This window comes from Bacillus sp. UNC41MFS5 (assembly GCF_000686805.1).
In genome coordinates, this window is record NZ_KK366017.1 from 259,273 (window position 1) to 280,597 (window position 21,325).

Here is a 21,325-nt window from a genome sequence, read left to right on the forward strand (position 1 = left end):
ATTTTATAATCCTTCCGCCGGTTTTATTCATCGATAATTTATAAACTGAACATCCACAGTTAAGTCCGCTTCGCGTACGAGGGAGATTATTTTCTGTAAATCATCCCGATTCTTACCGCTAACACGCACTTGGTCGTCCTGTACCTGACTTTTCACCTTGACGCCGCTATTTTTAATTATGGTATTAATTTTTTTTGCATTTTCTTTATCAATACCTTGAACTAGTTTAGCTCGTTGACGAACCGTTCCGCCAGAAGCTTTTTCAACTTTCCCGTAGTCAAGATTTCTAACTGGAACGTTTCGTTTCATTAATTTACTAAATAAAACATCTTTTAGTTGGTCCATTTTATATTCATCATCGGAGACAAGGACCAGTTCCTCTTTTTCTTTATCAAGTGAAACTTCACTTTTACTGCCTTTAAAATCATAGCGTGTACCAATTTCCTTCATTGTTTGGGCAATCGCATTTGACACTTCCGATAAGTCTACTTGAGATACAATATCAAATGAGCTATCTTTGGACATAACAAAACCTCCATTTTATAAACATTATATTAAAACCACACCCGCTAAAGTTTCCCTTTATGGGTACATTATAGTAAAATATAGCAGTTCAAACAACTATTTAAAAAGGAAGCGGACGTTCACAAATGGATTGATAGGAGCGCTCCGAATGAGATAAACTAATTCTCCGTGAAAAGAAAAGAGGAGTTATATATGTCTTTAAATGAATTAATCGGTCAAACAACTACATTAACCGTAGCTCGGAAAGCTTCGTTTGGGTATTTTTTAACAGATGGTAATGAAGATGTATTACTACATTTTAATCAAGCCCATCAAGAATTTGAGGAAAACGATCAGGTAGAGGTTTTTCTTTATGTTGATTCAGAAGGTCGAATCTCTGCTTCAACGAATATTCCTGACATAGCGATTGGACATTATGCTTGGGTGAAGGTAACAGACTTAAATCCAAGGATTGGTGTCTTTTTAAATATTGGACTTCCAAAAGATATCTTGTTAGGTATTGATGATTTGCCTGTACATAAATCCGTCTGGCCCCAACCTGGAGATTTAGTCTATATAACTTTAAAGCTAAGCAGTAATTATCTCCTTTACGCAAAGTTGGCCACTGACCCAGTGATTGAATCTATTTCTGTAAAAGCAACAAGAGCAAATTTTAATAAAAATGTGCAAGGACATATTTATCGAACAGCCAAAGTCGGCAGTTGGATCTACACTATAGAAGGCTTTAAAGGATTCATTCATGAGTCACAAAGACAACAAGAGCCGCGGATTGGAGAAAAAGTTGAAGGACGGATTATTGATGTGAAGGAAGATGGCACGATCAATGTTTCTTTGCTGGCAAGAAAAGAGGAAACGCAAGATGTTGATGCGGAACGGATTTATGAGTATTTGATGAGCAGAAATGGTGCCATGCCATATAACGATAAAAGCATGCCTGAAGATATCCAAGATCGGTTCAGCTTAAGTAAAGGTGCCTTTAAACGAGCGCTTGGAAAACTTATGAAAGAGGGCAGGGTATACCAAGAGGGCAGCTGGACATATGTAAAGAAAGATTAATGTTTTTACATACTCTTTTCAAATTGACAGAAACTAAGTGTGAATCTATTTGAAAGGGGTAAGGTTATGCCGCACACTTCAGACAACGATAAAAAAGCGAAAGACAACAATGCCCTTCGCCATGAAAAGAATATGATGCGCGAGAAAAATCGTCAAGCTGGAAAAAATCAATACTCCAAAAAGACAGATCATAAATAGAGTAATGAAAAATGAGTGAGGTGTTTATACCCCGCTCATTTTTTAATTTGATGAAGGCAGTTCATTTAAGAAGAAAATGGCGACGGTACCAGCACCTGTATGGGACCCTATAGCCGAACCGATTGAGGTCATAAAAACTTCGACCGGATGGAATTCTTCTTCAATCATTACTTTCATTTCTCTAGCGTTTTCTTCACAATCCGCGTGGCTAATTCCAATGACTTGGTTATCCATATCAGCTCCGCGGTCCTTCATGATTTCGATGATCCTTCGCATTACTTTTTTCTTCCCACGTATTTTTTCAATTGGGATAAGTCTGCCATCCTCTACATTGAGGATAGGCTTTATATTCAATAATCCTCCTAGAAAAGCAGAGGCTTTGGAGACACGCCCACCCTTTGCTAAATAATCTAGATCTTCCACTGTAAAAAGATGTTCCATATGAGTACTTCTAAATTGCACATCTTCTATTATTTTTTCTTTTTCAATATTTTTAGCAGCAAGAACGGCTGCTTCTCTAACCACAAGACCAAATCCAAGAGATGCACATTTAGTATCAACAATTGTTAAATTGAAATTTGGATATTTTTCCTTCACTTGGTCAAGAATCATAACAGCAGTAGAATATGTACCAGATAATTCTGAAGAAAAGGCTATGTATATTCCGTCTTCACCTTTTTCTGCCATTTCGGTAAATACTTCCTCGAACAAAAGCGGGGAGACTTGAGAAGTTTTTGGAACAATTCCACTACGAATGGCTTCATATACGGTGTTTGAATCAATTGATTTTACATCTTCGTATTCTTTGCCACTAATCTCAACTTTTAAAGGGAATAGAGTAACATGGTTCTCTTCATAAAAACTCTTTGGTAAATCGCATGCGCTATCAGCTAGTATTCGTACCTGCATATAGCTCACCTGCTTTCAAACTATTTATAGTTTCAGTTTATCGGTTTCATAATAAAAATACAATTATCTATCACAGAAAACGTTTCTACGGATACATAATCTCTCAATAAAGGGGTAATAGATATGATTTGGCTCCAGATAAAGAAACTAGGTGTGGTTGCAGCGGGTTCATTGTTAGGTGCCCTTGCTATGAATTTATTTTTGATTCCTGCAAATATCTATTCAAGTGGATTTACAGGAATAGCCCAATTACTTTCAAAGGTGTTAAGTGACTATACACCAATACAACTTTCGCTAGGTTTATTATTATTATTGCTGAATATTCCTGTGGCCATTTTAGGCTGGAAAAAGGTAGGAAAGTCTTTTACAGTTTATAGCTTTATTAGTGTAGCACTGTCCTCGTTATTTTTAACACTCATCCCGATTAAACAGGTTTCAAATGATATCCTTCTAAATGCAGTTTTTGGTGGTGTCATCCTAGCCGTTGGCGTTGGGATTACGTTGAAATGGGGAGCTTCAACAGGCGGTGTAGATATCATTGCAATGGTTTTATCGAGAATGAAAGACAAGCCGATTGGACCCTATATGTTGGTCATAAATGGACTGATTATTTTAACAGCAGGATTTTTGTATGGCTGGGAAAAAGCTCTTTATACTCTTGTAACTTTATATACTTCGACAAGGGTGATTGACGCCATCCATACTAGGCATGCAAAACTCACAGCAATGATTATTACCAAAAAGGCTGATGTAATGAAAAAAGCAATACAAGAAAAACTTGTAAGAGGAATCACTATCCTTCCTGCCAAAGGGGCATTTTCAAACGAAGCGAGAGAAATGTTAATGGTAGTCATTACACGATACGAACTCTTTGATTTGGAAAGAATCCTTAAGGAAGTGGATCCAAATGCATTCACAAATATCATACAAACAACAAACATTTATGGCTTCTTTCGAAAAGAGTAGAAAAGCGGAAACGCCTTGGCGCTTCCGCTTTTCTATTTAAGTCAGTTGATTAAGCTCTTGTTGCATTTGTTGGAGCTGTGCTTGCTCTGCTACGGTGGAATTTGCATAAGCAGAACTTAATGCATTTTTCGCTTTCGCCACAGCAGAATCAAGTTCAGCAGGGTTGGCCGATTTCGCCATTTCAACAAATCTTCGTGCTTCTTGGAACAATTGGTTTCCCATGATTATATTCCTCCAAGCGAGGATTCTTGCACATTGGCCATCTTCTGAGCTTCCGCTTCAGCATAGGTCATGTGATAGGGAATACGTTCCGCATGTTTACTGACCGTATCCACTCCTTGCTGGACAAAGCGTTTTGATTTGTTTCGTTTACCCATTCGAATCCCTCCAATATGCTCAAGGCTCTTATTGAAACAGCATCGCTGCCTCAAAAAATAGTATGTACCAAAATGGGGATGTTCATTTAGGTAAACAATGGCGAAAAGGGGTTAAAATTTTATATTTAACAAATCTGCCAAATATTTTCCCACTCCATCTTCTTCATTGCTTAAAGTAACATGATTAGCAATGTTTTTTACTTTATCAATGGCATTACCCATAGCAATTCCGTGACCAGCATATTCCAGCATTTCTAGGTCGTTGTCTTCGTCGCCAAACGCAATAACTCTCTCAGCAGGGATACCAAAGTAATCAGACGCTTTTTTTAACCCGACAGCCTTATTTAAGCCAACTTTAATAATCTCAACCACATGCCAAGGTGCTGCCCAACTACGATGGTCAATTACTTCAGCATGGACTGCAGATAAATGATCGCGAATGGACTTTAATTGATCTTCATCTGTATGAATTAACAAACTTGTTGGTGATTCCTTTAAATAATTGGCTAAATCTCCTGTAGTAATGTTAGGATTTCCAAAATTAAAAATGTCTAAAAGCTTTTCATCATGATAGTGGAAATACACATCATCAATTACTTCCGCGATAATATTATGAAAATGAAAGCTTCTACACGCTTCGACAATTTCGTGTGCAACCTTGATATCAAGTGGTTGGTGATAACCCCAGTCTGGCTTTCCGGGGTAATGCATAAACGCACCATTGAAATTGACAATCGGTGTGTCTAAATTCAATTCACGATAATACATCTCACAGGAACGATAGGGCCTGCCCGTTGCAATCATGACGATATGACCTAATTCTTTTGCCTTTTTAATAATTTCTTTTGTTTTTAAAGATATCGTCTTATCATCTTTCAATAAGGTTCCATCTAAATCTAATGCAATTAAGTGTCTATTTGCCATAAGAACTCCTTCTAATAATAATTTCATCACTAATATAAATGGTGCTTTAGGAAAAATTTTATATTCATGATACACTGCTAATATAAATTTTTCATATTTCGAAGACCCTTATTATTTCTATATTCACTATGTTAACAATTTTATAACGAAACTGTAAAAAAATTCACACCTAAAGGTATAAAAAAACTATATACTTTTTTTTATGAAGTCTCAATTTTAACGATAACAAAGTTATTTGCTATAATAATTTTAGGTCAAACATTTGAGGAGTGAAGAAAAATGAATGAAGAACTAAAAGAGAATATATTGGGTGCGTTAGAATTAGTTATTGACCCTGAACTAGGAGTAGATATCGTAAACTTAGGGTTAGTATATGATACGGAAATGGATGCAGAAGGGAACGTAACCATTACGATGACATTAACATCAATGGGCTGCCCTCTTGCGGGTACGATTGTGGACCAAGTTAAACGAGCATTGGCTGATATTCCAGAAGTGAAAGAGGTTGAAGTTAATATTGTTTTCAATCCTCCATGGAATAAAGAAATGATGTCACGTTATGCAAAAATTGCCTTAGGTATTCGCTAAAAACAGCAGAACTTTTCTGCTGTTTTTTTATTCTTCACTAATCAGACATATATATTGGCCGGAATGTGAGATAGTTCACTTTTTTTGAACATAAACACCTTTATAATACAGGTTATTAAGGCTATTTGATTTAAAAGCCAGTATTAGGAGGCACATTCAATATGAATTTTAGCCGAGATTTTAATAAAGACCCATTTATCGTTATTTGGGAACTCACTAGAGCTTGCCAATTAAAGTGCCTGCACTGCCGTGCGGATGCCCAGTATAAAAGAGATCCACGTGAACTATCGTTTGAAGAAGGAAAAAATTTAATTGATCAAATATATGAAATGAACAATCCAATGCTTGTTTTTACAGGCGGGGACCCGTTGATGAGAGAAGATGTTTTTGAAATTGCAAAATATGCAGTTGAAAAAGGTGTACGGGTATCAATGACGCCAAGCGCGACACCTAATGTAACCAAAGAAGCCATTGAAAAGGCCAAAGAAGTAGGTCTAGCACGTTGGGCATTTAGTATTGACGGTCCTAAAGCCGAGATTCATGATCATTTTAGGGGAACGGCAGGTTCCTTCGACCTTACCATGGAAAAAATAAAATATTTGCATGAAGTTGGATTACCCATTCAAATAAATACGGTAATTTCCCGTTACAATATTGACTATCTTGATGAAATGGCAAAAATGGTAGAGGATTTAGGCTGCGTGTTATGGAGTGTCTTTTTCCTAGTTCCAACAGGAAGAGGTCAAGAATCGGATATGATTTCTCCTGTTCAACATGAAAAAGTTTTCAGATGGTTATATGATTTAAGTAAGCGCGTTTCTTTTGATATCAAAACGACAGAGGCAATGCACTACCGACGGGTTGTGATTCAACAAAAAATGCGTGAAGCGAAAGAAACAACGGATGAAATCGAATACTTAAGTGCATTAACAGAAAAAGGATTAACAGGCTCCATTGACGGATTGGGACGTGCTCCAAAAGGTGTTAATGATGGAAACGGATTTGTGTTTATCTCCCATATTGGAGATGTATATCCAAGTGGGCTACTCCCAGTTAAAGCGGGTAATATTCGTGAAACCCCCTTGGCAGAAATTTACCGTGAATCACCAATATTTAAATCATTAAGGAACCCTGACCTCTTTAAAGGAAAATGCGGTGTTTGTGAATTCCGTCATGTTTGCGGCGGATCAAGGTCAAGAGCTTATGCGATGACTGGAGATTATCTGGAAAGCGAGCCATTCTGTGTTTATATCCCAAAAGCATTAAGGGAGAAGCAAGTTCATGAAAATTAGATAAATAAGACAAGGCTGCCCCATTTTTGTGAGACAGCCTTGTGTGAAATGTTATGAAAAATAAAAAATGACGGCATGCCATCCTATTCAATATTGCAATAGACTGCCGAACAATTTTCACAATCGATTTCATTTTTTAAGTATTGTAAATCCAAAATGGTTATTTTCCCTTTTTTAACAGATATGATTTTATCCTTTTTTAGTTCACTTAGAATTCTGTTTGTACTTTCACGTGATGTACCGCAAAAATTAGCCAGTTCTTGGTTGGTTAGCGGAAGGTCAATGAGAATTCCGTTATCTTTTTGGATGCCATAACTATTTGACATGCGGATAAGAGTTGAAAATAGTGCCCCGCGTTTCCCATTTAGGACAAGGTCGCGAAACTTTGTTTGAGTTTTACGGAAATGATCACTCATCCATTTCATGAATTCAAAGGCAAGCTTACTATTTTGAAAAATTTCGCTTTCAAGTACATCCTTTTTTATTGCAACAACTTCTCCTTCCTCAAGAACCATTGCGCTTAATAAATACCTAGGATTATCCGTAAAAAGGGTTAATTCTCCGCAAATATCATTTTCTCCACAAATTCTTAACGAAAGCTCACGACCATCTGATGTGATTTTACTAATTTGAACTTTTCCGGAAATGATTATGAAAAGTTCTTCGGCAACCATTCCTTCTTGAAATAAAAAGCTTCCTCTTTCACTTTTAAATTTCCGATCTGCAAATCTAAGTAATTCTTTTATTTCAATTGAATGAGTTGGTTTCATTGGTATTGTCATCGGATTCACCTCAACGTATCTTTTTAACAACCATTTATTTTCATAATCATCGTAATTTGTTTGTTAGTAATATTTTATCTTATTAGAAGTCTCAAAATAGAAGTAAACAATGACAATATAGTGAAAACTTATGCGGACCTAAAAGTATTTCTTGATTGGCAAACTTCTGCTAAGATAAGATTTAAAGTAATAAGTATTGTAATAGTGAATAAAGTAACAGTCATTTTTATGATCTACTGATATATTTAAAATAGGTTCTTTAAAAATAATGGAGTTGAGATTAATGGAAAAAACCATTATTAAAGATAAATTAAATAGACCCTTGCATGACTTAAGGATTTCTGTAATCGATCGATGTAATTTCCGCTGCCAGTACTGTATGCCAGCAGATCAATTCGGGCCGGATTTTGAATTTCTTCCAAAAAGCGCATTGCTGTCATACGAAGAGATTGAACGCCTTGCGAAAATATTTGTCAGTTTAGGAGTGGAAAAAATTCGCCTAACTGGGGGAGAGCCTCTTCTTCGGAAAGATTTGCCTATTCTTGTTAAAAAACTTTCAATTATTGAGGATTTACATGATATTGGATTAACGACAAACGGTGTGCTCCTGCCGAAATTGGCAAAAGAGTTAAAGGAAGCTGGTCTTAAACGCGTGAATGTCAGCCTTGATACCTTGAACGATGAACTCTTTGGGGAAATTAATGGGCGCGGGGTAGGCACTGGACCTGTATTGGAGGGCATTGAAGCAGCCAAACAAGCTGGGCTTGGGGTCAAAATTAATATGGTTGTAAAAAAGGGTCTAAATGATACTGAAATCATTCCAATGGCAGAATATTGCAAAGAGAATGGACTGGAGTTGCGTTATATCGAATTTATGGATGTTGGCTCTACAAATGGCTGGAAAATGGACGATGTCATTACTAAAAAACAGATCTATTATCTATTAAAAGAACGATTTGAACTCGAGCCAGTAGACCCTGCCTATTATGGGGAAGTAGCAAAACTGTATCGTTATAAGGATAAAGATGTGAATGTTGGGTTCATTACATCTGTATCCGAATCTTTTTGCACAAGCTGTACACGGTCACGTTTATCAGCGAATGGTCAAATTTTTACTTGTTTGTTTAATGGGAATGGGCATGATATTCGAAACTTTATGAGAAATGGTGCCACTGATGAAGAAATCCGGACACGAGTGACTGCGATTTGGAATGGTCGAGATGATCGATATTCAGACGAAAGAACTGCAGAAACGTACAAAAATCGAAAAAAAATAGAAATGTCTTATATTGGCGGTTAAACTCTCTTCATCAGAAGAGAGTTTTTTTTGTTAATGAAAAACAGCCTGGGATACAGGCTGTAATTATCATTAAATATATCTTGGAAATAGTATGTTGTTTTCAAGATGCACATGCATAAAAGTTAATCCCTCTAAGGCTTCTAAACGTGCATAAACAAGACGATACGTACCACAAGCATCTAAAGGAAGAGTGTAGTCAGATGTAACAGCACGAATTTTCCTTAAAATTTCTCCGGCATGGTCATGTTCTTTTTCTAATTCAACAATCATTGCAATAGCTTCTTCACGGTTCTCAACCGTTCCATCTGCTAGCTGCTTAATTAAAGGAAATACAACTGCTTCCTCTTTTGCCATATGTTCCATCAATTCTTTTTTGAATTCATAAAAGAGTTCATTCACCTGTAATAATTCGGGGTGGTTATCACCGTGTACACGTGATACTTTTGTTACATACGGACTAAGCATTGTTAGTTCCTCTTCTGATACACGATGGTAATTGGAGATGACATGATTAATTATTGTAGTTGAATCAGAGTTAGTCCAAACTTCAACGTCTTTTTCGGCATTTTCATATGTTTCAAATACTTCTTTTAATTCATCTAATAACGTATCGAGGTTAAGGTTATTTTGAGTGACAGCAGTTGCTAATGGAATGTTACCTCCACAACAAAAATCAATCCTGTTCTTTTTAAAAACATCACTTGTTTTTGGTAATTCATTTACAATATCTTTAACTAATGAATCTGCAGTAATAGTGAAACTCATCGTATATTTCCTCCTTAAAAAAATCCTATTGAGTAAATCTACGTTAATCATAATTTAAAAAAGCAAAAAAATAGGTGACCTGAATCACACATTCGATATGTTTTACATTTTTATGTCTGAATTCCTTTAAATTGTGACATTTGATATGTTGTTATGTTTCTAATAAGCTTATAATGAAGGATATTCAATGATTAATGGTATATATCAAAAAAGGTATATGTTTATAGCAGGAGTTGATGACTTTGTTTGAAAGAAGAAAACCAGTACCAATTGCTGAAGCCGTTCAAAAAATTATGGAATATCAATTACCGGGTGTGACCGAGCAGGTTTCAATAGATGATAGCTATGGCCGCTTTTTATCGGAGGATTTAATCGCAACTAGTGATGTGCCCCATTTTGATCGTGCTCCCTACGATGGCTTTGCTGTCAGGTCAATCGATACCCGAGATGCCTCACCAACGAATATAGTTGAATTTGAAGTAGTCGATCATATTGGTGCTGGAATGGTTTCTAAAAAAGTAATTGGTGCGTTCCAAGCTGTAAGAATTATGACTGGAGCGATGATGCCAGAGGGTACAGACGCAGTGGTTATGTTCGAACTTGCACAGGGATCCGAAAAGAATGGAATTCCCTTTATGTCAATTAAACGCAGCTTTAAAAAAGGCGATAATGTTTCATTCAGTGGAGAGGATGCCAAGCAGGGCGAAATTTTGGTAAGAAAAGGGACGTTAATCAATCCTGGGATACAAGCCATGCTTGCGACATTTGGATATGAACGTGTAGCCGTAGCAAAAAAACCTCTTGTAGGTTTATTTGCTACAGGGACGGAACTATTAGAGGTGAACGAGCCCCTAGTTCCTGGGAAAATTCGAAACAGTAATTCCCATATGATTGCAGCGCAAATAGAAAGAGCAGGAGGGATTGTCCGCTATTTTGGCAAACTTCCGGATGAGTTTGATACTTGCTTTGAAGCAGTGAAAAATGCTTTAAATGATGTTGACTTGTTAATTACGACCGGCGGGGTTTCAGTGGGTGATTTTGATTATCTGCCTGCTATTTATGAAAAGCTTGGTGCGGAGGTTTTCTTTAATAAAGTTGCCATGCGGCCTGGAAGTGTGACGACAGTGGCACAGTATAATCGCAAACTTCTATTTGGACTTTCGGGAAATCCATCAGCATGTTATGTAGGGTTTGAATTGTTTACTCGCCCAATCATTCGAAGAATGCTTTTTTCAGAAAAACCTCATCTTCGAATTGAAAAAGCTCTTTTAGAGGCGGATTTTCCTAAAGCAAATCCATTTACTAGGTTTGTTCGAAGTTCAACGTCTATCGATGCGGGAAGACTAAAGTCCACACCGAGTGGACTCGACAAGTCTAACATCATTATGAGCCTTTCTGGAGCTAATTCCTTGATGATTCTTCCAGGCGGAACTAGAGGCTATACAGCTGGCAGTGAAGTCGATGTCCTGCTGCTTGAAGATCAAGTTGGTAGTGAATGGCCTTGGTAACTCCTGTCATCTTTCAAGTGGTAGGTTATCAAAATAGTGGAAAGACAACAATCACTTCAAAGTTGATTAACCTTTTAGCAGAAAAAGGGGTAAAAACAGTTACTATAAAGCATCATGGACATGGTGGCAGACCAGAATATCTACCGATGAAAGATACAGAAAAACATGTAAAGGCAGGAGCAATTGCATCAATCATCGAAGGAGACGGAAGTTTGCTCCTCCAAGCTGAGAACCATTATTATTCACTTGAAGACCAAATTAAATTGATGAAATTTTTTCAGCCAGATGTGATTTTAATTGAAGGCTACAAACTAGAGTCTTTTCCAAAGTTGCTGTTATTAAGAGACGAAAATGACCTTTCTTTATTAAAAAGCGTGTCCAATATAGCTGCTATTGTATTCTGGAAAGACAAAATGGATCAGGTAATCACTTTGAAAACCAATATTCCTTGCTTTCATATTGATGATAAAAGGGCGATAACTTGGACTTTGAAATTACTTCAAGAGCTTGTTCATAAAATGGATCAAAAAAGTTAAGAAGATGTCACAAAAAGAAGGCGATGGCCTTCTTTTTTTAGGGTATTATGTGATGTGTTTCACATATATTTTTGCTTAGCTAGCTTATATTTAGGCTAGTCAGGAAAAAGGAGTGAAAATAATGAAGTTATTTTTACCGAAACAACATGGTGCATGGGCAATGCTAATCATCCCTTTTTGGCTTGGTGTCATTAAAGGAGGATTCATATGGCAACATATCCCGTTTTTCATCGGCTGGCTCTTATTGTATTTGGCCACCTATCCGATGCTCCTCTTATTTAAAAGAAAAAAAATCCCTTTTTATACAAAATGGACTATTTTATATTTGATTCCATCGTTACTATTTTTACTTTTTCCTCTGTTGGAAAGACCATCAATTATATATTTCGGCCTTCTGATGCTTCCGTTTTTTATGATAAATGCTTTTTATACTTCAAAGAATCAAGACCGGGCATTTATGAATGATCTCAGTGCAGTTTTTGCCTTTTCCATTGCCGGATTAGCAAGCAGTTATTTAACACATGGAGAAATAAACCTCGAGACAATTGTTTATACCTTTTTAACATCGGTCCTATTTTTTGTTGGCTGTACCTTTTATGTAAAAACAATGATTAGGGAAAAGAAGAACCACCAATTTAAGTGGATTTCATGGTTTTACCATATCATGTTAGTACTATCTTGCTTCGGTTTAGGTATTTGGATTGTTGCCTTAGCATTTTTGCCTAGTTTACTAAGAGCAATTATTTTTTATGGCAGGTCCTTATCCCCAAAACAAATTGGTATTTACGAAATCATTAATTCCGCGATATTCTTTTCGATATCAGCCATTCAAATAGGCTTATTAACATAAAAAAATCGGTCAAATGACCGATTTTTTTCGCCTAAAGAATTCCTAATCCACTTTACAGATTTCTACTGGACAGTCCTCACAATCGATTTCCCTTTTTAAATAGTCTAAATCATGAATGGTAATCGTGCCCTTATCAATGGATACAATTCCGGTCTTTCGTAATTCACTTAACAAACGATTGACAACTTCTCGTGAAGTACCGCAAAAATTGGCTAACTCTTGATTGGTTAGTGGCAGCTCAATTAATATTCCTTTATTGGTTTTGATACCATAACTATTGGAAATACGAATAAGTGTGGAGTACAAAGCCCCTTTTTTACCGTGAAGAACCAGATCACGGAACTTAGTTTGGGTCTTTCGATATTGTTGACTCATCCACTTGATGAACTCCAATGAAAGTGATAGGTTTTGTGATAGTTTTTCTTCAAGCGTGTCTTTCATAATAACGGCTACCTCTCCACTCTCAACAACGCGAGCACTTAATAAATATCTGGAAGAGGGAGAGAATAAATTTAATTCACCGACAAAATCACCATGCGAGCACATTCTAAGAGTGAGTTCTCTTCCATCAGGAATGATTTTGCTGATTTGAAGAATGCCACTTTGTACTATGTACAATTCATCAGCAGCAGATCCTTCCTGAAATAAAAAAGTACCTTTTTCAACTTTCTTTATATGGTGAACTGTATCAAAAAGATGGGACAGTGTTACCGGCATTTCTCTTACTGACTGCATACTCATAACCGCCTTTAAAGGTACGAAAATTTGATTTAAAAAATTGACAGTCAAGGTTGGATTTACATGATAATACTATAATTATATTGTTAACAAAGAATAATTAGCAATAAATGAGCAATAAGTTCATACAATCGTCATAACTTCGTGCCAACTTTGTTTATTTCTTAGGAAATAATGTCGAATAGTATAGGAACTTGTAAGAAATGCCAATAATGACAGAGCCCGAAACGGAAATAATAACATTGTGTAGAAAAGGAGGGAAAAAGAATGGGTCAAAATCGCCAGTTTAAATCTGGGAGTAAAGCACCTAATAATGGTGTTTATATTGAAGTGGGAGATACGGGAAGCAATGTCAATAATCCGAAAAAGATCAAGTTAAAAGCAGGGGATGCCTTCCCAGAGACTTCTAATGATGAACGAGTTTGGACATATCAGCGAAAACCATAAATTTAATACAGAAAAGGTCATCCATTGGGTGGCTTTTTCTTTTGTCTAAACTCTCGACTATAAAATGTATTTTCTAAACCATGAAAATTTCCTTTTTAGATGGGATTGTTTTATAATGAAAACAAAGGTCAAATTTGGTCAAAGAGGGTGTTGAAAAATGGATATGAACCGAATGACAGAACGGTTACAGAAAGGATTGATGGATGCCCAATCGTTAGCGGTAAAGCATAATCATCAAGAGATTGATGAACCTCATTTATTTATATCTTTAATGGAGCATGAAGATAACCTCATTTCTGCCATATTAGAGAGGATGGGAGTGTCTTCTGAAAGAACAAAAAAGAACCTTATGGAATCTCTGTCAAAAAAACCAGTGGTTACAGGCAGTGGTGTTGAACAAGGAAAACTATATATTACAGCAAGGCTGCAGAAGTTACTTGTAAAAGCTGAAGAATATGAGAAAAAATTTTCGGATGAGTATTTATCTGTCGAGCATATTCTGTTAGCTGCGGTTTATTCAGATGACTCAGAAATGCGAAAGATATTACGAACTTTTGGTAAGCAGCCAGATCATGTTTTACAAGTTATAAAGGAGATAAGGGGGAATCAAAGAGTGACATCACAAAATCCCGAAGCAGGATACGATGCCTTAAAAAAATATGGACGGGATCTTGTTGCAGAGGTTAGAGAAGGAAAAATGGATCCTGTTATTGGACGTGATTCTGAAATCCGAAATGTCATTCGGATTTTATCAAGAAAAACAAAGAATAATCCGGTACTAATTGGTGAACCTGGTGTAGGAAAAACTGCAATTGTAGAAGGGCTGGCACAGAGGATTGTTAGAAAAGATGTTCCAGAGGGTCTAAAGGATAAAACCATTTTTTCATTAGATATGAGTGCGTTAATTGCAGGTGCTAAATTTAGAGGTGAATTTGAAGAACGATTAAAGGCTGTATTAAATGAGGTTAAAAAGAGTGAAGGCAGGATCTTATTATTTATTGATGAAATTCATACGATTGTTGGCGCAGGGAAAACGGAAGGTGCAATGGATGCAGGAAATATGTTAAAACCGATGCTTGCACGCGGTGAACTTCATTGTATAGGAGCAACAACGCTTGATGAACACCGAAAATATATTGAAAAAGATCCTGCACTTGAACGAAGATTTCAGCAGGTACTCGTCCAAGAACCAAACGTAGAAGATACTATTTCAATTTTACGAGGCTTAAAAGAGCGGTATGAAGTACACCATGGTGTTAAAATCCATGATCATGCTTTGGTGGCAGCAGCAACATTATCAGATCGTTATATTACGGATCGGTTCTTGCCCGATAAAGCCATTGATCTTGTTGACGAAGCATGTGCGTTAATCCGGACTGAAATAGATTCCATGCCAACAGAATTAGATGAAGTAACACGCAGAGTTATGCAATTAGAAATTGAAGAAGCAGCTTTAAGTAAAGAGGTGGATGAAGGAAGCAAGTTACGGCTGGAAGCACTTCTAAAGGAACTTGCTGACCTTAAAGAGACAGCCAATGAAATGAAGGCAAAATGGCTGCATGAGAAACAAAGTATTCAGAAATTGCAGGAGAAAAGGGAGCAACTGGAGAAACTTCGCAGGGAACTTCAACAAGCAGAGGATAAATACGATTTAAATCGTGCGGCAGAGCTTCGACATGGACAAATTCCGTTAGCAGAAAAAGAACTGAAGGAACTCGAAACCGTAACTGCTAAGGATGAAAAATTACTTCGTGAAGAAGTAACAGGTGAAGAAATATCCAACATCGTATCCAGATGGACTGGAATTCCGCTTTCTAAACTAGTCGAAGGCGAAAGAGAAAAGCTGCTCCGATTAGAATCTATCCTGCATGAAAGAGTGATTGGTCAGAATGAAGCTGTAAATTTAGTGGCAGATGCGGTCCTAAGGGCTCGTGCTGGAATTAAAGACCCTAACCGTCCAATCGGATCGTTTTTATTTTTAGGTCCAACTGGGGTTGGAAAAACAGAGTTAGCAAAAGCCTTAGCGGAGTCTTTATTCGACAGTGAAGAACATATTATCCGGATTGATATGTCAGAGTATATGGAGAAGCATGCCGTTTCCCGCTTGATTGGTGCACCTCCTGGATATGTTGGCTACGAAGAAGGCGGACAATTAACTGAAGCAGTGAGGAGAAGGCCATACTCTGTTATCTTAATGGATGAAATTGAAAAAGCCCATCCTGAGGTCTTTAACATTCTCCTTCAAGCGCTTGATGACGGAAGAATTACAGACTCGCAAGGGCGTGTAGTTGACTTTAAAAATACAGTGATAATTATGACATCAAATATTGGCTCACAATCTTTGCTAGAACGAAGTGAAAATGAAAGTGAAATTTCTGATGCGGTTCGAGAAAAAGTGATGAGTCAATTGAGGGGGCATTTCCGGCCAGAGTTTTTAAATCGCATAGACGAGACAATTCTCTTTAAGCCACTATCACTAGAGGAGATAAAGAATATAGTTGCAAAAATGATGAGAGAATTGCAAAATCGTTTAAAACATCAACAAATAGATATTCTCATCAATGAGGAAGCTAAAGAATTTATTGCTTTAAATGGATTTGATCCAATATATGGTGCTAGACCGTTAAAACGTTTTATCCAAAGAAATATCGAGACAAAACTTGCTCGTGAAATAATTGCTGGAAAGTTACATGATCAATCCAAAGTGGAGATAGGTATCAGCAATGGAGAAATTTCATTAGCTGTTAAATAGAAATCCATATAAAAAAAGTCATCCGCTTGGATGACCTTTTTTTAATGTTTTGAAACTGGCTCGTTTGGAATCAATGCAGTTACTACATAAATTAGAATAGTTACACCAACTGCAGCAACAGTACCAGTAACGAAATCATATTTTGCACCTGCAGTCATTGAGCTCACTACATATGTAAGCATTTGCACTAATAGAAATGACCAGAAAAGGGTCCAAAAAAATCGCATTATTCTTCACCTCTAACAACCTATTTTACATCTTTAATTATATTATCATATGATTCAGAAATGATAAAGCGAAACTTCGTCTCGTGGTAAGTTGTCCTTTCTGGTTTACATTGCATTTCTTCTTTTTTACCTACTTGAATTCCATATGTGCCATGTAAAAATAGGCAAACCCCCGTTCAACTTTAATATGGCGGCATATAATACTGTGAGGAAATATGGAAAAGGAGATTTAACGATGGAAAATCGTAATTTTCAGATGGATACCCAATGGAATATTATTCATTACCCAGAGAAGCCCACAGGATTTGGGATCTTAATACTTGGAGATGAAAGGCATTTTGTCGATGACTGTAAATGCTTTTGGACACAAAATGAAGGTAAGTTGGCAATTATCAACCAGCTGAAAGAAAAAGGGTACACCATTTTTTCCTCGAATCTTTATGGGCGAAACTGGGGGAGCGAGAATGCTGTTGAACTCGCAGAGAGGTTATACCAGCATGTAATCCGAAGCGAGATTCTTAATAACAAAATTCATGTTTTGGCAGAAGGTATGGGGGCATTGGTTGCTTTGAAATTAATGGAAAAAATGAAGACCAGGATTAGGTCGATCATATTACTTAGTCCAATTCTCTCCTTAAAACATCATCTTGAACAAGAAAAGGAACATAAATTTTTTTATAAGAAACTACTGAGGGAATTATCATTAGCGCATCAAATGGAGCAGAACGTACTCGAAAACACTATTCTTAGCAGGGAAGAAACCATTAAGCAACCATTTGACTGTCCAGTTAAAATAATCCATGTCCTGGCTGGGGCAAAATCTTATAACCAGTCTAAATTGTATCAACAATTAATTAGTGGGTCCGAAATAAGTCCAACGTTTATTCTTCCAGAAAAAAAACAACAACTAGCGATAATTATGATAAAGTTCTTCAACCGCCATGAATCGGTCTTATAAACTTCATCCTCCCTACAAGAAATAATTCCTTAACGATGCGCATAGGATTCATTAAGGTTAGTGTGGGGAGGAAAAATATATGGACAAGGCAATTCTTTTTGGTATGTTTGACTTTGTGAATTTTCATATTTGCAAGAGTTTGTTAAATAAAGGGGTAGAGGTAAAAGGTATTCATCTAGAAGAGACGGATCCTATAGCTTTTCTAGAAGAAAAAAGGCTTGAAGTGGGCCGAAATGCAAACTTAATTGAACAATCCATATCCGAGTGGGAGAGTGACCAAGAAAAATCCATACCTAATACTAGTCTGATCATCTCAATATATGATCTTTTTATGAGCAAAAAAGAACAAATTTTACAGGATGGAAACGTAACTAAGCCGATGATTCAATATCTGGAGGTCAACAAGCACGAAGTCAATACTGTTCTAATTCTTCCCGTCCAAATGCTGACTAGTACATTTAGGGGCAAGGAAATAAAGGGATTCCTAGATTTGATCAAAGGAGTAGGAAAGAATACGCAGTATATTTACTTACCCGCCGTTTATGGCCCGTGGCAAACGTCTTCTTTTTTATTTCAAAAAGTATTAATTTCAAAATATCAAGAAATAAAGATTAAAGCTGATGAACGGGAATGGTCCAATGATGTCCTTTGTATTAACGATGCGCTAGAGTCAATTGTAGATATAATGGAAACGGGAGAGGCAGGCAGTTACGTGCTTGAGAGTGGCAAAAAGAATCAATGGTTGAAATGTGCAGAATATCTAAATATCACTGAAAATCATCGGATTAAAAATGATTTTGAATCATTGGCTTTGAATTCTGAAATTGTAAAAGTTTCCGTAAAAAAAGGTACCCCATTAAAAACATCTATTCAGGAACAAAAGGATCATGTCCAACGATTATATGCAAATCTGTTGTAAAGTGTCCTGATTTTTGTATAGAATATGTTGGAAATAGGGATGATGAAAGAAGGGATTCATTTCTAAAGACATTTAGAAGGAGATAATATGATAAGTCAAGATAAATCTTTAGAATTTATGCAGATCGCAATGAAATACTTACCTGAGGCTAAAGAAGAATTGGACAAGGCTGGCGTTGAATTATCAATGGAATTAATCCAGCCGTTTATGAACCTTTTTACAAAGGTTATGCAAGAAGCATACGAACTCGGGTTAGCTGAAGGACGTAAAGAAATGTAAAAAGAAATAAGCTCTCAGACGCGGGAGCTTATTTCTTTTTTAATATTTGCCCTAAACAGTTGCTTAAAATAGACTTTATTTGATAAAATTAGTACCAAGTCATAATAATTGATATTAAACAATAGGATATAGAATCTTGTCATAAATAAAAGGAGATGGACGGTGTGAGAGCAGGGATTGTAGGTATCGGTAGATATTTACCAGAGAAAATTGTCACCAATAAGGATTTAGAAAAAACATTGGATACATCTGATGAATGGATTCGTACAATGACAGGAATTGAAGAGAGGAGAATCGCAGCCGATGATGTTGACACTTCGGACATGGCTTTTGAAGCGGCCCAAAAGGCGATTCAAGATGCAGGGATTACTGCTGAAGAGATTGATTTAATTTTGGTAGCTACGGTTACTCCTGACACTCCTTTTCCTTCGGTTGCATGCAGAATTCAAGAAAGGCTGGGAGCAAAGAAGGCAGCAGCAATGGATGTCAGTGCAGCTTGTGCTGGTTTTATGTACGGCATTGTGACAGGTAAACAATTCGTTGAAACAGAAGTTTATAAATATGTCCTAGTTGTTGGAGTGGAAAAACTTTCGAAAGTTACAGACTGGTCTGACCGAAATACAGCCGTTTTATTTGGGGACGGGGCTGGAGCAACAATTATCGGACCTGTTTCAGAAGATCGTGGAATTCTATCCTTCGAACTTGGGGCTGATGGGACAGGATCTAAGCATCTATACCAGGATGAATATATTATTATGAATGGTAGAGAAGTTTTCAAATTTGCTGTTAGGCAAATGGGGGAAAGCTGTATTAATGTTCTCGAAAAAGCAGGTTTATCAAAAGATGATGTCGATTTCCTGATTCCTCATCAGGCAAATATTCGTATTATGGAAGCGTCTAGACAAAGATTAGAATTGCCAGTTGAAAAAATGTCAAAAACCATTAATAAATATGGTAATACGTCTGCTGCGTCGATTCCCATTTCAATAGTAGAAGATTTGGAAGAGGGAAGAATTAAGGATGATGACCTCATTGTCATGGTAGGTTTCGGTGGAGGATTAACTTGGGGTGCGATTGCCATCAGATGGGGAAGATAAAGAACAGAATTAGCAAAAAGATAAGAAATGAAGGAGATAGATAACATGGAAAAGCGCAGGGTTGTAGTAACAGGCATAGGTGCAGTAACACCGCTTGGAAATGATGCCGAAACTACTTGGAAAAATATTTTAGAAGGGAAATCTGGGATTGGGCCGCTGACAAGAGTTAATGCTGATGAATATCCGGCAAAAGTTGCTGCAGAATCAACTGATTTTAATCCTGAAGCATTTATGGATAGAAAAGATGCACGCAAAATGGACCGTTTTACCCAATTTGCTGTTGCATCGGCATTAATGGCAGTGAAAGATGCCAATTTAACAATTAACGAAGAAAACTCCCATCGTGTTGGAGTATGGATTGGTTCTGGAATTGGCGGAATGGAAACCTTCGAACAGCAATTTGAAATTTTTCAAAATAGAGGATATAAGCGTGTCAGTCCATTTTTTGTTCCAATGTTAATTCCGGATATGGCAACTGGACAAGTTTCCATTACATTAGGTGCGAGAGGCTTCAATTCATGTACGGTAACCGCTTGTGCAACTGGAACAAATTCGATTGGTGATGCCTTTAAAGTCATTCAACGCGGCGACGCGGATGCAATGGTTACAGGCGGAGCGGAAGCACCCATTACAAGAATGTCAGTCGCAGGCTTCTGTGCGAATACTGCTCTATCCACCAATCCAGACCCAAAAACAGCTAGCAGACCATTCGATAAAAATCGTGATGGATTTGTAATTGGTGAGGGTGCAGGGATTATTGTCTTGGAAGAACTTGAACATGCTTTAGCGCGTGGTGCCAAAATCTATGCTGAAATTGTCGGTTATGGGGCAACAGGTGATGCCTACCATATTACCGCACCGGCACCAGGTGGGGAGGGCGGCGCTCGTGCTATGAAAATGGCCATCAATGATGGCGGGTTAAAGCCGGCTGAAATTGATTATGTTAACGCCCATGGGACTAGTACAGAATATAATGACAAGTTTGAAACTCTTGCAATGAAAGAGGTATTTGGTGAGCACGCTTATAACTTAGCTATAAGTTCAACGAAATCGATGACGGGGCATCTTCTTGGTGCTGCAGGCGGTGTGGAAGCGATCTTTACGGTATTAGCGATAAGAGACAGCATGCTTCCACCTACCATTAACTATGAAACACCTGATCCAGAATGTGATTTAGATTATGTACCAAATAAAGCACGTCAAAAGGAAATCAAAGCAGCAATGAGTAACTCATTAGGTTTTGGCGGACACAACGCAACGATTGTATTTAAAAAATACGAATAAGCACTTACGAACGACCAGACAAATTTGTCTGGTCGTTTTTTTTACCAT

At 37.1% G+C, this 21,325-nt stretch carries 25 protein-coding genes; 16 read left to right on the top strand and 9 right to left on the bottom strand.

Annotated features, from left to right (window positions below; translation table 11 throughout):
* Positions 1 to 27 precede the first annotated feature (27 nt).
* On the bottom strand, positions 28 to 525 hold the full coding sequence (locus tag BR30_RS0117570; protein ID WP_026566107.1) for a YajQ family cyclic di-GMP-binding protein: 498 nt from the start codon (positions 523 to 525) through the stop codon (positions 28 to 30).
* A 192-nt stretch (positions 526 to 717) separates the two neighbouring features.
* Here BR30_RS0117570 and BR30_RS0117575 point away from each other — a divergent pair, with 192 nt between their 5' ends.
* Both BR30_RS0117575 and BR30_RS36040 read left to right on the top strand, forming a co-directional pair.
* Positions 718 to 1,581 (top strand): CvfB family protein, encoded by an 864-nt coding sequence (locus BR30_RS0117575; protein ID WP_026566108.1) that lies wholly within the window; start codon positions 718 to 720, stop codon positions 1,579 to 1,581.
* Between the two features lie 66 nt (positions 1,582 to 1,647).
* Complete coding sequence (locus BR30_RS36040; protein ID WP_081825501.1) at positions 1,648 to 1,779, top strand: DUF3941 domain-containing protein; 132 nt, start codon at positions 1,648 to 1,650, stop codon at positions 1,777 to 1,779.
* A 42-nt stretch (positions 1,780 to 1,821) separates the two neighbouring features.
* On the opposite strand, the gene BR30_RS0117585 is transcribed toward BR30_RS36040, so the two are convergent.
* Positions 1,822 to 2,688: a DegV family protein gene (locus BR30_RS0117585; protein WP_026566109.1), complete on the bottom strand. Its 867-nt coding sequence runs from the start codon at positions 2,686 to 2,688 to the stop codon at positions 1,822 to 1,824.
* 123 nt (positions 2,689 to 2,811) lie between these two features.
* Here BR30_RS0117585 and BR30_RS0117590 point away from each other — a divergent pair, with 123 nt between their 5' ends.
* Entirely contained in the window at positions 2,812 to 3,654 is an 843-nt protein-coding gene (locus BR30_RS0117590; protein ID WP_026566110.1) for a YitT family protein, read from the top strand.
* A 36-nt stretch (positions 3,655 to 3,690) separates the two neighbouring features.
* Here the strand turns inward: BR30_RS0117590 and BR30_RS0117595 are convergent, their stop codons facing one another.
* The 3 genes from BR30_RS0117595 to BR30_RS0117605 form a co-directional block, all read right to left on the bottom strand.
* Positions 3,691 to 3,876 (bottom strand): DUF3813 domain-containing protein, encoded by a 186-nt coding sequence (locus BR30_RS0117595; RefSeq protein ID WP_026566111.1) that lies wholly within the window; start codon positions 3,874 to 3,876, stop codon positions 3,691 to 3,693.
* Between the two features lie 2 nt (positions 3,877 to 3,878).
* A complete protein-coding gene (locus tag BR30_RS37380; RefSeq protein ID WP_166258563.1) occupies positions 3,879 to 4,031 on the bottom strand; it encodes a hypothetical protein in 153 nt (50 codons plus the stop codon).
* A 111-nt stretch (positions 4,032 to 4,142) separates the two neighbouring features.
* Positions 4,143 to 4,955 (bottom strand): Cof-type HAD-IIB family hydrolase, encoded by an 813-nt coding sequence (locus tag BR30_RS0117605; RefSeq protein WP_026566112.1) that lies wholly within the window; start codon positions 4,953 to 4,955, stop codon positions 4,143 to 4,145.
* 279 nt (positions 4,956 to 5,234) lie between these two features.
* Between BR30_RS0117605 and BR30_RS0117610 the strand changes: the two genes are divergently transcribed.
* Together BR30_RS0117610 and BR30_RS0117615 are read left to right on the top strand one after the other, a co-directional pair.
* On the top strand, positions 5,235 to 5,543 hold the full coding sequence (locus BR30_RS0117610) for a metal-sulfur cluster assembly factor (RefSeq protein WP_026566113.1): 309 nt from the start codon (positions 5,235 to 5,237) through the stop codon (positions 5,541 to 5,543).
* A gap of 161 nt (positions 5,544 to 5,704) precedes the next feature.
* Positions 5,705 to 6,835 (top strand): TIGR04053 family radical SAM/SPASM domain-containing protein, encoded by a 1,131-nt coding sequence (locus BR30_RS0117615; protein WP_026566114.1) that lies wholly within the window; start codon positions 5,705 to 5,707, stop codon positions 6,833 to 6,835.
* An 83-nt stretch (positions 6,836 to 6,918) separates the two neighbouring features.
* Here the strand turns inward: BR30_RS0117615 and BR30_RS0117620 are convergent, their stop codons facing one another.
* A complete protein-coding gene (locus tag BR30_RS0117620; RefSeq protein ID WP_026566115.1) occupies positions 6,919 to 7,617 on the bottom strand; it encodes a Crp/Fnr family transcriptional regulator in 699 nt (232 codons plus the stop codon).
* Positions 7,618 to 7,900: 283 nt separating this feature from the next.
* Here BR30_RS0117620 and moaA point away from each other — a divergent pair, with 283 nt between their 5' ends.
* Positions 7,901 to 8,917 carry a GTP 3',8-cyclase MoaA gene (moaA, locus tag BR30_RS0117625; RefSeq protein ID WP_026566116.1) on the top strand — a complete coding sequence of 339 codons (1,017 nt, stop codon included), beginning with the start codon at positions 7,901 to 7,903 and terminating at the stop codon, positions 8,915 to 8,917.
* 69 nt (positions 8,918 to 8,986) lie between these two features.
* Here moaA and ric read toward each other — a convergent pair whose 3' ends face one another.
* Positions 8,987 to 9,682, bottom strand: a complete 696-nt coding sequence (ric, locus tag BR30_RS0117630; protein ID WP_026566117.1) for an iron-sulfur cluster repair di-iron protein — start codon at positions 9,680 to 9,682, stop codon at positions 8,987 to 8,989.
* 242 nt (positions 9,683 to 9,924) lie between these two features.
* On the opposite strand from ric, the gene BR30_RS0117635 reads away from it, so the two are divergent.
* From BR30_RS0117635 to BR30_RS0117645, 3 genes are all read left to right on the top strand, one after another.
* Positions 9,925 to 11,190 carry a molybdopterin molybdotransferase MoeA gene (locus BR30_RS0117635; protein WP_026566118.1) on the top strand — a complete coding sequence of 422 codons (1,266 nt, stop codon included), beginning with the start codon at positions 9,925 to 9,927 and terminating at the stop codon, positions 11,188 to 11,190.
* Positions 11,178 to 11,726 carry a molybdopterin-guanine dinucleotide biosynthesis protein B gene (gene mobB, locus BR30_RS0117640; RefSeq protein ID WP_026566119.1) on the top strand — a complete coding sequence of 183 codons (549 nt, stop codon included), beginning with the start codon at positions 11,178 to 11,180 and terminating at the stop codon, positions 11,724 to 11,726. Before BR30_RS0117635 ends, mobB begins: the two co-directional genes overlap by 13 nt.
* 121 nt (positions 11,727 to 11,847) lie before the next feature.
* Complete coding sequence (locus BR30_RS0117645; protein WP_026566120.1) at positions 11,848 to 12,576, top strand: YwiC-like family protein; 729 nt, start codon at positions 11,848 to 11,850, stop codon at positions 12,574 to 12,576.
* Positions 12,577 to 12,618: 42 nt separating this feature from the next.
* Here the strand turns inward: BR30_RS0117645 and BR30_RS0117650 are convergent, their stop codons facing one another.
* Positions 12,619 to 13,311 (bottom strand): Crp/Fnr family transcriptional regulator, encoded by a 693-nt coding sequence (locus BR30_RS0117650; RefSeq protein WP_081825502.1) that lies wholly within the window; start codon positions 13,309 to 13,311, stop codon positions 12,619 to 12,621.
* Between the two features lie 270 nt (positions 13,312 to 13,581).
* On the opposite strand from BR30_RS0117650, the gene BR30_RS0117655 reads away from it, so the two are divergent.
* Complete coding sequence (locus BR30_RS0117655; protein ID WP_026566122.1) at positions 13,582 to 13,761, top strand: YjzC family protein; 180 nt, start codon at positions 13,582 to 13,584, stop codon at positions 13,759 to 13,761.
* A gap of 157 nt (positions 13,762 to 13,918) precedes the next feature.
* Positions 13,919 to 16,513: an ATP-dependent chaperone ClpB gene (gene clpB, locus BR30_RS0117660; RefSeq protein WP_026566123.1), complete on the top strand. Its 2,595-nt coding sequence runs from the start codon at positions 13,919 to 13,921 to the stop codon at positions 16,511 to 16,513.
* Between the two features lie 41 nt (positions 16,514 to 16,554).
* On the opposite strand, the gene BR30_RS0117665 is transcribed toward clpB, so the two are convergent.
* The gene (locus BR30_RS0117665; RefSeq protein ID WP_026566124.1) at positions 16,555 to 16,740 is read right to left on the bottom strand and encodes a YjzD family protein; all 186 of its coding nucleotides are present in this window, start codon (positions 16,738 to 16,740) and stop codon (positions 16,555 to 16,557) included.
* 235 nt (positions 16,741 to 16,975) lie between these two features.
* On the opposite strand from BR30_RS0117665, the gene BR30_RS0117670 reads away from it, so the two are divergent.
* The 5 genes from BR30_RS0117670 to fabF all read left to right on the top strand — a co-directional run bounded on the left by BR30_RS0117670 (position 16,976) and on the right by fabF (position 21,277).
* Complete coding sequence (locus tag BR30_RS0117670; RefSeq protein ID WP_026566125.1) at positions 16,976 to 17,698, top strand: alpha/beta fold hydrolase; 723 nt, start codon at positions 16,976 to 16,978, stop codon at positions 17,696 to 17,698.
* A 79-nt stretch (positions 17,699 to 17,777) separates the two neighbouring features.
* The gene (locus BR30_RS0117675; protein WP_026566126.1) at positions 17,778 to 18,617 is read left to right on the top strand and encodes a hypothetical protein; all 840 of its coding nucleotides are present in this window, start codon (positions 17,778 to 17,780) and stop codon (positions 18,615 to 18,617) included.
* A 90-nt stretch (positions 18,618 to 18,707) separates the two neighbouring features.
* Positions 18,708 to 18,896 (top strand): ComZ family protein, encoded by a 189-nt coding sequence (locus BR30_RS0117680; protein WP_155928787.1) that lies wholly within the window; start codon positions 18,708 to 18,710, stop codon positions 18,894 to 18,896.
* A 164-nt stretch (positions 18,897 to 19,060) separates the two neighbouring features.
* Positions 19,061 to 19,993 carry a beta-ketoacyl-ACP synthase III gene (locus BR30_RS0117685; protein WP_026566128.1) on the top strand — a complete coding sequence of 311 codons (933 nt, stop codon included), beginning with the start codon at positions 19,061 to 19,063 and terminating at the stop codon, positions 19,991 to 19,993.
* A 45-nt stretch (positions 19,994 to 20,038) separates the two neighbouring features.
* Entirely contained in the window at positions 20,039 to 21,277 is a 1,239-nt protein-coding gene (fabF, locus tag BR30_RS0117690) for a beta-ketoacyl-ACP synthase II (RefSeq protein WP_026566129.1), read from the top strand.
* Positions 21,278 to 21,325: the final 48 nt, after the last annotated feature.

Coding starts and splice junctions, on each gene's coding strand:
- BR30_RS0117570 (WP_026566107.1), bottom strand. CDS start 525: ATGTCCAAAGATAGCTCATTTGATATTGTATCTCAAGTAGACTTATCG.
- BR30_RS0117575 (WP_026566108.1), top strand. CDS start 718: ATGTCTTTAAATGAATTAATCGGTCAAACAACTACATTAACCGTAGCT.
- BR30_RS36040 (WP_081825501.1), top strand. CDS start 1,648: ATGCCGCACACTTCAGACAACGATAAAAAAGCGAAAGACAACAATGCC.
- BR30_RS0117585 (WP_026566109.1), bottom strand. CDS start 2,688: ATGCAGGTACGAATACTAGCTGATAGCGCATGCGATTTACCAAAGAGT.
- BR30_RS0117590 (WP_026566110.1), top strand. CDS start 2,812: ATGATTTGGCTCCAGATAAAGAAACTAGGTGTGGTTGCAGCGGGTTCA.
- BR30_RS0117595 (WP_026566111.1), bottom strand. CDS start 3,876: ATGGGAAACCAATTGTTCCAAGAAGCACGAAGATTTGTTGAAATGGCG.
- BR30_RS37380 (WP_166258563.1), bottom strand. CDS start 4,031: ATGGGTAAACGAAACAAATCAAAACGCTTTGTCCAGCAAGGAGTGGAT.
- BR30_RS0117605 (WP_026566112.1), bottom strand. CDS start 4,955: ATGGCAAATAGACACTTAATTGCATTAGATTTAGATGGAACCTTATTG.
- BR30_RS0117610 (WP_026566113.1), top strand. CDS start 5,235: ATGAATGAAGAACTAAAAGAGAATATATTGGGTGCGTTAGAATTAGTT.
- BR30_RS0117615 (WP_026566114.1), top strand. CDS start 5,705: ATGAATTTTAGCCGAGATTTTAATAAAGACCCATTTATCGTTATTTGG.
- BR30_RS0117620 (WP_026566115.1), bottom strand. CDS start 7,617: ATGACAATACCAATGAAACCAACTCATTCAATTGAAATAAAAGAATTA.
- moaA (WP_026566116.1), top strand. CDS start 7,901: ATGGAAAAAACCATTATTAAAGATAAATTAAATAGACCCTTGCATGAC.
- ric (WP_026566117.1), bottom strand. CDS start 9,682: ATGAGTTTCACTATTACTGCAGATTCATTAGTTAAAGATATTGTAAAT.
- mobB (WP_026566119.1), top strand. CDS start 11,178: ATGGCCTTGGTAACTCCTGTCATCTTTCAAGTGGTAGGTTATCAAAAT.
- BR30_RS0117645 (WP_026566120.1), top strand. CDS start 11,848: ATGAAGTTATTTTTACCGAAACAACATGGTGCATGGGCAATGCTAATC.
- BR30_RS0117650 (WP_081825502.1), bottom strand. CDS start 13,311: ATGCAGTCAGTAAGAGAAATGCCGGTAACACTGTCCCATCTTTTTGAT.
- BR30_RS0117655 (WP_026566122.1), top strand. CDS start 13,582: ATGGGTCAAAATCGCCAGTTTAAATCTGGGAGTAAAGCACCTAATAAT.
- clpB (WP_026566123.1), top strand. CDS start 13,919: ATGGATATGAACCGAATGACAGAACGGTTACAGAAAGGATTGATGGAT.
- BR30_RS0117665 (WP_026566124.1), bottom strand. CDS start 16,740: ATGCGATTTTTTTGGACCCTTTTCTGGTCATTTCTATTAGTGCAAATG.
- BR30_RS0117670 (WP_026566125.1), top strand. CDS start 16,976: ATGGAAAATCGTAATTTTCAGATGGATACCCAATGGAATATTATTCAT.
- BR30_RS0117675 (WP_026566126.1), top strand. CDS start 17,778: ATGGACAAGGCAATTCTTTTTGGTATGTTTGACTTTGTGAATTTTCAT.
- fabF (WP_026566129.1), top strand. CDS start 20,039: ATGGAAAAGCGCAGGGTTGTAGTAACAGGCATAGGTGCAGTAACACCG.